Annotated in this window: 15 protein-coding genes; 10 read left to right on the forward strand and 5 right to left on the reverse strand. The window is 70.3% G+C overall.

Translation table 11 applies throughout. From position 1 onward, the window contains the following. Positions 1-682, forward strand: a 682-nt coding sequence (locus ABDW35_RS20670) for an SDR family oxidoreductase (RefSeq protein ID WP_343715771.1), incomplete at its 5' end; no start/stop codon positions are given. Between the two features lie 15 nt (positions 683-697). Further along, positions 698-1,318: an isochorismatase family cysteine hydrolase gene (locus tag ABDW35_RS20675; protein ID WP_343715772.1), complete on the forward strand. Its 621-nt coding sequence runs from the start codon at positions 698-700 to the stop codon at positions 1,316-1,318. 12 nt (positions 1,319-1,330) lie between these two features. Here the strand turns inward: ABDW35_RS20675 and ABDW35_RS20680 are convergent, their stop codons facing one another. Genes ABDW35_RS20680 through ABDW35_RS20690 form a run of 3 tightly spaced genes read right to left on the reverse strand, consistent with a single transcriptional unit; the run spans position 1,331 to position 3,799 of the window. Next, positions 1,331-2,275, reverse strand: a complete 945-nt coding sequence (locus ABDW35_RS20680; RefSeq protein WP_343715773.1) for an NADP-dependent oxidoreductase — start codon at positions 2,273-2,275, stop codon at positions 1,331-1,333. A gap of 37 nt (positions 2,276-2,312) precedes the next feature. Next, the gene (locus ABDW35_RS20685; protein ID WP_343715774.1) at positions 2,313-3,482 is read right to left on the reverse strand and encodes a hypothetical protein; all 1,170 of its coding nucleotides are present in this window, start codon (positions 3,480-3,482) and stop codon (positions 2,313-2,315) included. 11 nt (positions 3,483-3,493) lie between these two features. Next, on the reverse strand, positions 3,494-3,799 hold the full coding sequence (locus ABDW35_RS20690) for a DUF2934 domain-containing protein (RefSeq protein ID WP_343715775.1): 306 nt from the start codon (positions 3,797-3,799) through the stop codon (positions 3,494-3,496). Positions 3,800-3,966: 167 nt separating this feature from the next. Between ABDW35_RS20690 and ABDW35_RS20695 the strand changes: the two genes are divergently transcribed. Next, positions 3,967-5,046: a flavodoxin family protein gene (locus tag ABDW35_RS20695; RefSeq protein ID WP_343715776.1), complete on the forward strand. Its 1,080-nt coding sequence runs from the start codon at positions 3,967-3,969 to the stop codon at positions 5,044-5,046. 9 nt (positions 5,047-5,055) lie between these two features. On the opposite strand, the gene ABDW35_RS20700 is transcribed toward ABDW35_RS20695, so the two are convergent. Together ABDW35_RS20700 and ABDW35_RS20705 are read right to left on the reverse strand one after the other, a co-directional pair. Beyond that, positions 5,056-6,813, reverse strand: a complete 1,758-nt coding sequence (locus ABDW35_RS20700; protein WP_343715777.1) for a thiamine pyrophosphate-dependent enzyme — start codon at positions 6,811-6,813, stop codon at positions 5,056-5,058. Positions 6,814-6,920: 107 nt separating this feature from the next. Further along, complete coding sequence (locus ABDW35_RS20705; protein WP_343715778.1) at positions 6,921-7,247, reverse strand: hypothetical protein; 327 nt, start codon at positions 7,245-7,247, stop codon at positions 6,921-6,923. Positions 7,248-7,322: 75 nt separating this feature from the next. Here ABDW35_RS20705 and ABDW35_RS20710 point away from each other — a divergent pair, with 75 nt between their 5' ends. From ABDW35_RS20710 to ABDW35_RS20740, 7 genes are all read left to right on the forward strand, one after another. Continuing rightward, positions 7,323-7,670: a hypothetical protein gene (locus ABDW35_RS20710; protein WP_343715779.1), complete on the forward strand. Its 348-nt coding sequence runs from the start codon at positions 7,323-7,325 to the stop codon at positions 7,668-7,670. 11 nt (positions 7,671-7,681) lie between these two features. Beyond that, positions 7,682-8,569 (forward strand): hypothetical protein, encoded by an 888-nt coding sequence (locus ABDW35_RS20715; RefSeq protein ID WP_343715780.1) that lies wholly within the window; start codon positions 7,682-7,684, stop codon positions 8,567-8,569. A gap of 54 nt (positions 8,570-8,623) precedes the next feature. After that, on the forward strand, positions 8,624-9,826 hold the full coding sequence (locus ABDW35_RS20720; protein ID WP_343715781.1) for a cyclic nucleotide-binding domain-containing protein: 1,203 nt from the start codon (positions 8,624-8,626) through the stop codon (positions 9,824-9,826). A 92-nt stretch (positions 9,827-9,918) separates the two neighbouring features. Next, complete coding sequence (locus tag ABDW35_RS20725; RefSeq protein ID WP_343715782.1) at positions 9,919-10,227, forward strand: hypothetical protein; 309 nt, start codon at positions 9,919-9,921, stop codon at positions 10,225-10,227. 12 nt (positions 10,228-10,239) lie between these two features. Next, the gene (locus ABDW35_RS20730) at positions 10,240-10,833 is read left to right on the forward strand and encodes a hypothetical protein (protein WP_343715783.1); all 594 of its coding nucleotides are present in this window, start codon (positions 10,240-10,242) and stop codon (positions 10,831-10,833) included. A 2-nt stretch (positions 10,834-10,835) separates the two neighbouring features. Continuing rightward, positions 10,836-11,297: a GNAT family N-acetyltransferase gene (locus tag ABDW35_RS20735; RefSeq protein WP_343715784.1), complete on the forward strand. Its 462-nt coding sequence runs from the start codon at positions 10,836-10,838 to the stop codon at positions 11,295-11,297. A gap of 107 nt (positions 11,298-11,404) precedes the next feature. Beyond that, positions 11,405-12,492 (forward strand): divalent metal cation transporter (locus ABDW35_RS20740; protein WP_343715785.1); only part of this gene is annotated, 1,088 nt, incomplete at its 3' end.

Below are 12,492 nucleotides of genomic sequence, written 5' to 3' on the forward strand. Positions count from 1 at the left end.
GGAGGGCGCGGCGGTGGTGCTGGTCGACCGGGAGGAAGAGCGCGTCCGCCGGGTCGCCGACAGCCTGCCGGCCGATCGCACACTGGCCCGGGCCGTCGACGTGTCCCGGTCCGAAGCGGTCGACGGCATGGTCGCGGCGGCGATCGAACGTTTCGGCCGGCTGGACGTGCTGGTCAACAACGCCGGTATCCATGAGAGCGGCGATCCGGCCGAGATCAGCGATGAGCGCTGGCGCGCGGTGATGGCCACCGACGCCGACGGCGTGTTCTTCGGCTGCCGGGCGGCAATCCCGCATCTGGAGAAATCCCATGGCGCGATCGTCAACACCGCCTCGGTCTCCGGCACCGGCGGCGACTGGGGCATGAGCCCGTACAACGCCGCCAAGGGCGCCGTTGTCAACCTGACCCGGGCCCTGGCGCTCGACCTCGGCCGCCGGGGCATCCGCGTCAACGCCGTCTGCCCCAGCCTGACCCGGACGAGGATGACCGAGGAGATGCTGCAGGACGAGGCGCTGGTGGCGAAGTTCACCGAGCGGATCCCGCTGGGCCGGGTGTGCGAGCCCCAGGAGGTCGCGGCCGTCGTGGCCTTCCTGGCCAGCGACGATGCCAGCTTCGTCACCGGCGCCAATGTCGCGGTCGATGGCGGCGTCTCCGCCTCCAACGGCCAGCCGGCCCAGGCCTGACCGCGGGGCGCCGGCATGGAGACTGACGGCCGGAACGATGGCCTGCGGCACGGGCCGCTGGGGCCGTCGGCCCTCCATCTCTGCATCGACATGCAGGAGCTATTCGCGCGCGAGACGCCCTGGCACGTGCCTTGGGCCCATCGCACCGCGCCGTCCATCCGGCGGCTCGCGGAGTATCGGCCGGAGCGCACGGCCTTCACCCGCTTCCTGCCGCCGGAGCGGCCGAAAGACATGCCGGGGGCCTGGCGGCGCTTCTATTCCCGCTGGGCTGAGATGACGCGCGGCGCCATCGAGCCGGCGCTGCTGGAGCTGGTGCCGATGCTGGCGGAGTTCGCGCCCCCTGCCCTGGTCTTCGACAAGCACGGCTATTCCGCCTTCACCGCACCCGGTTTCGGCCGATGGCTGCGCGAGCGCGGTGTCGACACGCTGATCGTCACCGGAGGCGAGACCGATGTCTGCGTCTGGGCCACGGTGATCGGCGCCGTCGATCGCGGCTACCGCGTGGTGCTGGTGGCGGACGCGGTCTGCAGCACCTCCGACGCCACCCACGACGCGCTGCTGCATCTGTGCCGCAGCCGCTTCTCGCAGCAGATCGAGGTGGCCTCGGTCGATCAGATCCTCGACGCCTGGCGGTAGCCGCCGGCCGGGTCAGCCTGCCGCGGCGACCTCGAGCACCAGCTTGCCGCGCACCCTGTGCCGCTCCAGCCGCTCATGCGCCACGGCCGCCTCGGACAGCGGCAGCACGGCGCCGATCACGGGCCGCACCTGCCCATCGGCGATCAGGCGGTCGATCTCGGCCAGCTGCGCGCCGTTCGGCTGCGCCATATAGCCGGCGCCGCGGGCGCCATGGGCCTTGGCCTGGTCCTCGTCCGGCGCCCCCAGCGTGGAAACCAGGATGCCGCCGGGCTTCAGCACGGCCCAGGACCGCTCCTGGGTCTCGCCGCCGATCAGGTCGAACACGACATCGACCGGCTCCACCATCTCCTCGAACCGGTCGGCCTTGTAGTCGATGGCCTGGTCGGCGCCGAGCTCGTGAGCGAAGGCCAGATCGTCGCCCGAGACGGTGGTGGCGACGACGGCGCCGCGCGCCTTGGCGAACTGGATGGCGAAATGGCCGACGCCGCCGGCGCCGCCATGGATCAGCACCCGCTGCCCCGCCTGCAGGCCGCCGTGGTCGAACAGGCCCTGCCAGGCGGTCAGCCCGGCCAGCGGCACGGCCGCCGCCTCGGCGCCGCCGAGCCCGTCCGGCAACTCCGCAAGCTCGCTTGCCTTGACCACGGCATAGTCGGCATAGCCGCCGCGATCCCAGCCGAGCATGGCATGGACCGCGGTGCCGACCTCGGGCAGCCCGGCACCGCCGCCGCTCTCCACCACCTCGCCGGCCACGTCCCGGCCGAGGATCAGCGGCAGTTGGTCGGCCTGCACCCGCGGGTAGTGGCCGGAGCGGATCTTGGCGTCGACCGGGTTGATGCTGGCGGCGTGCACCCGCACCAGCACCTCGCCGCCCGCAGGACGGGGCGCGACCACCTCTTCGACCGACAGCACCTCGGGGCCGCCGAATCCGTGGATCCGGACGCATCGCATCGTCGTCATGGCATGTCTCCTGATCGGGGCCCGGCTGCGGGAACGCTCAGTAGCGCAGCGCCGCCGCGGCCGGGACCGAACGCGGCAGCCGCTCCCGCGGCAGACTGAAGGCGGAACCGCCGGTTTCCAGCGTCATCACCGCCGCGAGGTTCAGCAGGTCCTCCTCGCCGGTCGGGGTGCCCCGCGCGGCGGCGACGCCCTTGTCCTCGTCGAAATGGCCCCAGATGGTCTCGTCGGCGGCGATCAGCAGCGAATCCACACGGCCGTCGCGCGCGGCGGCCAGGATCTCCTCGAGCTTGATCGCGACCGTCGGCTCGGCGGTGCCGAGCCGGGCCTTGATGCGGTCCAGCACCGGCTCCGCCTTCGCCTCGGCCGGCGGCAGCACGGCCAGGGCGGCGGCATGCAGCTCCTCGTCGCTCACCCGCGCCGGATGATGGTTCACGAAATCCGGCAGCAGTTCCGGCCAGTCGCCAGCGCTGCGGACATGGCCGGCCAGCTCGGGCTCCGCCACCAGCACCACGGGCGCTGGATCGCCGGCCAGGTGGCGGCGCACCGCCTTGACCGAGCGGTGGACGAACTCGACCAGTTGGGTCTTGTGCAGCTCCGCCGGGCTTTCATAGCTGTGTCGCGTCGCCGAGACGGCCTCGCCGGCGCTGCCGCGGCCTGGCGCGTTGGCCTGTTTCGTCACTTCGGCGTCGGACTCGGCCGCCACCTGTTCGAGAGAGCGCGGCAGGTCCTGCGGCGTCGCATCATGGCAGACCTCGCGCGTCGCCGTGAGCAGACGTGTTCCCCCGGCGCTGATCGCCAGGATGTGGAAGCGCTCGCCCGGGCCGAAGCGGTCCAGGATCGGGCGCAGCAGGAAGCGATGGCCGACCGCGCTCATGTCTTCCGGCGGCGCCTCGCCCAGCGGCACCGCGTGGACGCGGTCCTCGGCCAGGAACAGGGCGAAGCCGGGATCGAGCGCCGGGAAGTCGGCCGTCGACAGGGCCTCTTCGCCCGCAGCCAGCAGCGCCTGGCGCCGCTCCGGTGGCAGATCGGCGGCCTGCAGCCGCTGTTCCAGCATGTGCTTCAGGTTGCGGCGCTTGGCGCCGAGGCCGCCGGTGGCGCGCCGCACCGGCTCGGTGGCGACATAGAGCGTGACGGCGGGATCGTGTTCGGCCACGAGCCACGCCCTGTCCTGCGGGGTGATCGTCGGATCGGCTGTCGGCTGCGCCATGATTGGGCTCCTCACGAGGATCGGCGGGTGCGCTTGGCCTTCGGCTTCGGATAGTCCGGACGTTCGGCTTGGTCGGTCCGGCCGGGCAGGTCGCCGAGGGACTCGACGGCCTCGATCGGCTCGACCGGCTCGGGGTGGATGGCTTCCTCGCCGTCGGTCGCGACCGGATTCGGCTTGGTGGCATCGCGCTGGTTGTCCTCGATCGCGACCAGCTCCCGCGCCATCTCCCAATGCGCCTCCTCCCGGCCGGAGGGACGGCCCTCCTCAATCCAGATGCGGTACGCATGATCGCGGATCCGCTGCTCGAGATCGTCCATCGCGCTCTTCCTTCGGAATGCTTTCACTGGGCGAACGGGTGCTCCGGGACGGCGGTTCCGGACGGTTCGGGACGCCCGCGCCGAAACCCGCCTCGGCTCGTCCGGGGAACCCGCCCCGGCGCCATGCCGTCTCTCCAGGCAGGCCCAACGCCGCCGCAGGAGCTGCCATGACCGATCTCGAACCGCGCAAGGGCACGCCGAGCCCCCGATTGACCGAGGCGGAGTTCCGCCGCCGGTTTCTCGAACAGTTCCAGGATCCCACCTACGACCCGCTGCAGGCGGAGCTCGGCCGCGTCACCGACGCCGCCTGGGACGCCTACAGCCATTCGCGGAAGAGCCCGCGGACGCGGAAGGCGGGCCCCGGCTTCGCGGATCCGGGCTACGACCTGTCGGTCGACTGGATCGCCGCCCGCGATGCGATCCGGGAGGCGCAGCGCCGGCACGACGACCCCGCCCTGCCCGCCCGGATCCTGCTGATCAGCGGGTCTTCGCGCAGCGAGCACACCTGCCCCGGCGAGATGTCGAAGACCTTCCGGCTGACGGAGTTGGCACGGCAGGTCGTCGAAGCGGCGGAGGGCGTCGAGGCGGATGTGCTCGACCTCAGCCGGCTGGCTTCGGAATACGGGCGGCACATCCATCCCTGCAAGGCGTGCTTCTCCACCTCCCCCGCCCTGTGCCACTGGCCCTGCTCCTGCTACCCGAACCATTCGCTGGGCCAGGTGCAGGACTGGATGAACGACATCTACCCGCTGTGGGTCGCCGCCCGCGGGATCATGATCGTGACGCCGGTGAACTGGTACCAGGTGTCCTCGCCGCTGAAGCTGATGATGGACCGGCTGGTCTGCGCCGATGGCGGCAACCCCGATCCGACCCTGACCCGGGGCAAGAACGCGAAGCGGGCCAAGGAGATCGAGATGGCCGGCTGGGACTATCCCCGCCACCTGGCCGGCCGGCTGTTCTCGGTGGTGGTCCATGGCGATGTCGAGGGCGCGTCGGATGTGCGCCGCAGCCTGTCGGACTGGCTGACCTATATGCATCTCGAGCCCGCCGGGTCGCTGGCGGAGATGGACCGCTATATCGGCTATTGGGAGCCCTACGCCACCAGCCATGCCGCGCTCGATGCCGATGAGGCCATCCAGGAGGAGGTGCGCAACGCCGCCCGCACCCTGGTGGAGGCGGTGCAGGCCCAACGCGCGGGGCGGCAGGTGGCGGCCGGTGCCGCGCTGCGGGAACCGCGGCAGAAATAGCCAGAGCCGCTACACCAGCTCGCGCACCGTGTCGGAGGCGACGGTCAGGGCGATCTTGCGCCGGGCTGGGGTGCCGCGCGCCAGCGCCTCCGCCAGATGTGCCGCCTGCTTCAGCGTGGCCTTGGCCGGCATCGGCGGCTCGTGCGGGTCGACCACCGCCTCGACCAAGGCCGGGCCCGGCGCCGCCAGCGCCTCGCGCAGCGCCTCGCCGCAGCGGGCCGGGTCGTCGACCGACCAGCCGGCGACGCCGAAGCCGCGGGCCACCGTGGCGAAATCGATCGGCTGCAGGTCGCAGACATATTCCGGGTTGCCCAGGAACACCATCTGCTCCCATTTGATCTGGCCCAGGGCGTTGTTCTTGATCACCACGATCTTGATGTTGAGGTTGTATTTCACGCAGGTGGCCAGCTCGCCGATCAGCATGGTCAGGCCGCCATCGCCGATGAAGCACACCACCTGCCGGTCGGGGTAGGCCACCGCCGCGGCGATGGCGTAGGGCAGCCCGCAGGCCATCGAGGCGAGGTTGCCGGAGCAGGAGAACATCATCCCGTCGCGCATCGTCAGGTGCCGCGCCGCCCAGGTGGTGATGGTGCCGGAATCGGTGGCGACGATGGCGTCGTGGCGCAGCAGCTTGTCGAGCTCATGCGCCACCACCTGCGGCTTCATCGGCGTGTCCTGGCGGGTGCCGCGCTCGACCATCAGCGCGGTCCACTCCTTCATCCCGTCCTGCGCCCTGGCCAGGAAGGACCGGTCGTCCCGGTGCTGCAGCCGGGGCAGCAGCGCCTCCAGCACCTTCTTCGCGTCGCCGACCAGGCCGGCCTCGATCGGGGTACGCAAGCCGATGCGCTGCGGGTCGAGGTCGATCTGCACCACCCGCGCCTGGCCCGGCTTCGGGTAGTATTCAATATAGGGGAAGGCGCTGCCGGCGATCAGCAGCGTGTCGCACTCCTCCAGCGCCTCCTGCGACGGCAGGGTGCCGAGCAGGCCGATCCCGCCGGTCGAATACGGGCTGTCATCCGGCAGCGCGCCCTTGCCCAGCAGCGGCTTAATCACCGGCGCGCCCAGCCGCTCTGCCACCGCCTCCAGCACCTCGCGGGCGCCCAGGGCGCCGCGGCCGGCCAGGATCGCGGTCTTCTTTCCCGCATTCAGGATCGCCGCGGCCCGCGCCAGCTGGTCCTCGCCGGGCATCTGGGCCGGGGGCGCCATGACGTCGGAGACATGGCCGGGCACGTTGCGCTCCGATCGCGTCGCCGCGTCGACCGGCTGCGACTGCATGTCGACCGGGATAGTGATATGCGCGACCGTGCGATAGCCCAACGCCGTGCGGCAGGCCAGCTCGACTGCGTTCTCGACATGGTTCGGACCCATGATGCGGACGTTGTAGGCCGCGACATCGGCGAACAGCTTGTCCAGCTCGACATCCTGCTGGGTGAAGGTGTGCACCAGGTCGTGGAACTGCAGCCCGGTGATCGCCAGCACCGGCTGGCCGTCCAGCTTGGCGTCGTAGAGGCCGTTCAGCAGATGGATGCCGCCGGGGCCTGAGGTGGCGAGGCACACGCCAAGTTTCCCGGTCCATTTGGCATAGGCGCAGGCGGCGAAGGCGGCGGCTTCCTCGTGCCGCACCTGGATGAAGCGGATGCGGTCCTGCCGCGTCCGCAGCGCCTCGATCACGCCGTTGATGCCGTCGCCGGGGATGCCGAAAATGGTATCGACGCCCCAGTCGATCAGGGTTTCGACCAGGACGTCGCCGGCGGTGGGGCGGGCCATCTCGCTTCTCCTGAGATTGGGAACGGTTTCGCGGCCGAAGCGGCCGGACTCGTCGAGGCAACGGGACCTGGCAAGGGGACGTTCCGACCGGACCCGAAGCCCGGCCCTCAAGCACCGTCCCAGCGTTCCTTCGTCTTGCCGGACGGCAGCCCGGCACCGCAATCCGCCCAGGCGAGGCGGCTTTCCACGCCGTAGTGATAGCCGGGCGGGAAGGCCTCCGGCCGGTCGAGCGTGCCGGCATGCAGCGCGATCTCTTCGCTGCCGTCATAGGCGAGGGTGATCGGCGTGCCGCAATGGCTGCAGAAACCGCGCCGGGCGATCGGCGACGACCGGCGCTCGACCGGGCGCCCTCCCTGACCCAGCGCAGGCTGCGCAGCGGAATCCAGGCCAGGACGGCGAAGGCGCTGCCAGTGGCGCGCCGGCACATCGTGCAATGGCAGTAATGGACCCTTGGCCGGGCCGTCGCCTCGTACCGCACCCAGCCGCAGAGGCAGCCGCCGGCGATCGCCGTGTTCGACGGCACTTCTGGGCGCATCATTTCGCTCCAGCCGAGTGGCAATGGTCGGTGCGCCGGGGCCAGTCCCGGCAGCCCTTCCCGTGACAATCAGGCCATGACGACGCCGGTTCCGGCCGGGACGCCACACCTCGAACAGATGCGGACCACGGACATCGACCGTTCCGGTTCCACGTCGAGATCGGGAAGAATTTGCGGCCGGACGGAACGAAGGCGGCCGCCTCACTATTCGCAGAATCGGAGATTTCTGCTTCAGGAGACTGAAATGGGCCGCGGCATTCTTCTCTGGCTGCTCGGGGTTCCGATCCCGGTGATCATCATCATCCTGCTGCTGTTCCGCTGAGGGAGGGCGTCATGGTCGGCACCTATTCCGAATACTCCGAGCCACGCGTCGTCGCCCCCGTCGCGGCGGCGACGACCTCCGCCGTGTCCTGGGGCGCCGTCTTCGCCGGTGCGGCCGTCGCCGCCGCGGTCACCCTGGCGCTGATGGTGCTGGGGGCGGGCTTCGGCCTGTCCATCGTCTCGCCCTGGCCCGGCAGCGGCGCCGGCGTCACCACCTTCGCGATCACCACGGCGATCGGGCTGATCGTCATCCAATGGGTGTCTTCCGCCCTCGGCGGCTACATCGCCGGGCGGCTGCGGACGCGCTGGACGGGCCTCCACACCGATGAAGTGGCCTTCCGCGACACGGCCCACGGCTTTCTTGCCTGGTGCGTCGCCACCCTGTTCGTGGCGCTGCTGCTGGGCGTCGTGGCTTATGGCACGGCATCGACCGGCGTGCAGGCCACGGCGACCGTTGCATCGGGCGCGGCTCGAGGGGCGACGGAGGCGGCGCCCGCCGCGATGCCGGCGGATCCGACCGGCTACGCCATCGACCTGCTGTTCCGGCCCGCGCCGAATACCCAGGCGCCGGCGTCCGGGACCGCGGATCCGCGGCAGGAGGTGACGCGCATCCTGGCCCATGCCGCCGCGACCGGCAGCCTGCCCGCGGCGGACAAGAGCTATCTGGCCCAACTGGTGGCGCAGCGCACCGGCTTGTCCCAGGCCGATGCGGAGAAGCGGGTGGACGAGATGACGGCACAGGTCGACGCCGCAGCCGCCAAGGCACGGGAGGCGGCCGATGCCGCCCGCAAGGCCGGCCTGACGACCGCCTTCACCGCCTTCCTATCCCTGCTGATCGGCGCCTTCATCGCGGCGGTCAGCGCCTCGCTCGGCGGCCATCTGCGCGACGACCGCATCTGAGCCGCTGGAACTGAACCGCCTGACCGAGGCCGCTTCTGCGGCCTCGGTTCCTGCGTGACGCCGGCGCACGGAACACCGCACCGTCCGGCCGCGTTGCTGGTTTGCTCACACGGACATTCGAACAGAGGGATCATGACCATGGGATCCTCTGCCAACCATTCGATCCCGTTCACCTCCGACGCGCTCATCCGCCCACAGATCGACCTGCTCGACCCCGCGACCCAGGCCGCGTTCGATCAGCAGGAAGGCTCACGCCGCATCGTCCGCGCGGGGACCATCATCCTCGCGGAAGGTGACTGCCCGATGGCGATGGAGGTGATCCGCAGCGGCTGGGCCATACGCTACAAGTCGCTGGGCGACGGGCGAAGACAGATCGTCTCGATCCTGTTGCCGGGCGACCTGATCGGCCTGCAGTCGGAGATGGCGGGGGTTGCATCCGCCACGGTCGAGGCGATCACCGAGGTGCAGCTGCAGGCGGCCAGTTCGCCCGTGTTTGGTGAGGCTGGATCGCACCTGAAGCCGGCGGAGCTGAGCGCGCTGGCAACGGTGCAAAAGGTCCAGGCGGAGACGATGATGCTGTCGGTCGGGCAGCGCGATGCGGTGGAACGGATGGCGGCGCTGCTGCTCGACCTGTTCGACCGCGCATCGGCCCGCGGGATGGTTCACGCCGGCGCCCTGGCCATGCCTTTGCGGCAGAAGCATCTCTCCGAGACCCTCGGGCTGTCGGTCATCCACGTCAATCGCGTGATCGGCGTGCTGACACGGGCCGCGATTATCAGGCTGAACCACCGGCGCCTGGAGGTGCTGGACCGTGATCGCCTGGCCCGCGCGGCACAGTCCCCTGCCCGTCCCGGGCGCAGCATCGGGATAGCGGCTTCCGCCAACGGACCGGAAAAGCGGGTCCTGGTGGTCGAGGACGAGTTTCATACGGCGCAATATGTCGATGAGATCCTGCGCCGGATGGGGCTGCGCGTCGTCGGCCCGGTGGGGACGCTGAAGGAGGCCATCCTCCTGGCCAAGACGCAACCCATCGACGCGGCCCTGCTCGACGTCCGGCTGCAGCACAGCGCCCGGTCCGACGCCGTGGCGGAGCTGCTGCGCGGCCGCCGGATCCCGTTCTCCTTCATCACGGCTTATGCCGACCACTCCATCGACCGATCGCCCGGCGAGACCGTCCTGCGGAAGCCGTTCCGGGAGGCCCAGCTTCAGAGCGTCGTCCGCAGCCTGATGGAAACGGCCCCCAGCGCCCGCTGTTGAGCAGCCGTGCGGCGCCCGCAGCGTGGCGCGGAACCGGCATCCGCCGCCCGCCATTGGCCCGGGAGAACGCGACCATCAATTGGAGGATTCCCATGGCCACGCAGCATAAGACCGGCAAGAGCGAGGCTCACGAGACGCGCGACCACGACACGATCCGGCGCTGGGCGGAGGAGCGGAAGGCCATTCCCGCCACCGTGCGCGGCACGGCCCGGGGAGGCGACGAGGCCGGCATCCTGCGCTTCGATTTCGTCGGCGACGGCCAGAAGCGGGAAGAAGCCCTGGAGGAAATCTCCTGGGACGAATTCTTCGAGAAGTTCGACGAGGCCAAGCTGACCTTCCTGTATCAGGACCGCACCGCCGACGGCCACGTCAGCCGCTTCAACAAGTTCGTGCGCCACTGACCCGGGGCCGGCATGACGGACCCGGCGCTCGCGGTCCTGCTCTGGTTCATCCTGCCGCTGTGGTTCGTCGCCGGCTTCGCCGACTGGCTGTGCCACCGCGCGACGAAGATCGAGGCGACGGCCGGGGCGAAGGAATCCCTCATCCACCTGCTGATGTTCGGCGAGATCGCGGTGCCGCTGCTCGCGGCCCTGTTCCTCGAGATCAACGCGCTGATCATCGCGCTGATGATCGTCGCCTTCCTGGCGCATGAGGCCACCGCCTTGTGGGATGTCAGCTACGCCGTCACCCGGCGCGAGGTCACGCCGTTCGAGCAGCATGTCCACAGCTTCCTGGAGATGCTGCCGCTGATGGGCGCCGCCTTCGTCGCCGTCCTGCACTGGCCGCAATTCCTGGCGCTGTTCGGAGCAGGCCCGGAGCCGGCGCGTTTCGACCTGACCTGGAAGCAGCAGCCGCTGCCGGTAGCCTATATCGCCACCGTGCTGGCCGCGGCGCTGCTGTTCGAACTGCTGCCTTACCTCGAGGAGCTGTGGCGTGGCCTGAGGGCAGCCCGGGGCCGCCTGGTCCCGGCCCGTCGGATCGGCAGCCATGGCCCCGGCCCAGGCTGACAATGTCCAGCCCCCCAGATTCGGCTGAGAACCGGCACGAGCGGCTGGCAGTCGTGCTGGACGATGATCCGGACCTGGCGGCGAAGCAGGCGGCAGGCGAAGCCCTTTACCATCACAATGTCCAGCGGACCGGGATCGCGGACCGGCGGCCGATCGCGGCGATCGTGACCGACCCGGCCACCGGCGCCGTCATCGGCGGGCTGTGGGGCCGGACCGAGCTGGGCCTGCTGTTCATCGACATAGCCTTTCTCCCCGAGGCGCGGCGCGGCCGCGGGATCGGCGGGCAGCTTCTCGACCTGATCGAAACCGAGGCGCGGCGGCGGGGCTGCCGCCATGCGGTGGTGGAAACCAGCACCTTTCAGGCGCTGGCCTTCTATCGCCGGCACGGCTTCCGTGAACTCGGGCGCGTGCCCTTCGCCCTGCCCGGCCAGGCGCGCGTTTTCCTGTGCAAGTCTCTGGGCTGACGGCAGGTCGAGGCGATGCCGGAATGGAACGCCGCCATCCCCCGTTGTCACCGAGGCCGGCGTTGCCCACACGCTGAGCCGAGACCCTCATGAGAGGCGGCCCAGCAGTGCCAGACGAGGACAGCAGCAAGCTTCCCGCGCCCGATGACGAGGCCGCATCCTCCCCGCCCCGGCAGGGCGCGCTTCGCGTGCTCGGCCTCGGGCTGATTACCGGGGCGGCGGACGACGACCCTTCGGCGATCGGCACCTATGCCAGCGCCGGCGCGGCGCTGGGTCCGTCGTTCCTGTGGACCGCGCCGGCCACGCTGCCGATGATGTTCGCGGTGGTCTATCTGTCCGCCAAGCTCGGGCAGGTGTCGGGCCGCGGCCTGTTCCATGTCATCCGCGATCACTTTCCGCGCTGGGTGCTGTATCCGGCGCTGGTCGGCGTGCTGATCGGCAATACGATCGAGGCCGCCGCCGATATCGGCGGCATGGCGGCGGCGATCGGCCTGCTGCTGCCGGTGCCGTTCACGGCGGTCGTGGTCGCGGTCACCGCCGCGATCCTGGCGCTGCAGATCTGGGGCTCCTATGCGCTGATCCGCAACGTGTTCCGCTGGCTGGCGCTCGCCCTCCTCGCCTATGTCGGCGCCGCGGTGCTGGCCAAGCCGGACCTGGCCGCGACCCTCACCGGCACGCTGGTGCCGCGGATCCGGTTCGACGCCGAATTCCTGTCCATGCTGGTCGCCGTGATCGGCACCACCCTCTCCGCCTATCTCTACACCTGGCAGTCGAATGAGGAGGTCGAGGAGGAGATCCAGATGGGCCGGCGCACCCTGGCCCAGCGCCGGGGCGCGACCGATGCCGAGCTGCGCCGGACCCGCACCGACGTGCTGGTCGGCATGATCTTCTCGAACCTCGTGATGTACTTCATCATCCTATCGACCGGCTCGACGCTGCATGCGGCGGGACAGACCGAGATCAGCAGCGCGGCCCAGGCGGCGGAAGCGCTACGCCCCCTGGCCGGCGACGCGGCCGCGATGCTGTTCACCGCCGGCATCATCGGCGTCGGCTTCCTGGCTGTGCCGGTGATGACAACGGGGGCGGCCTACGACCTGGCCCAGACCTTCGGCTGGAAGCACAGCCTGCATGCCCGGCCATCCGAGGCGAAGGCCTTCTACGAAAACATGCCGGTACTTTGTAAATTAGCCCCGAC

Source organism: Inquilinus sp., assembly GCF_039594555.1.
GTDB lineage: Bacteria > Pseudomonadota > Alphaproteobacteria > DSM-16000 > Inquilinaceae > Inquilinus.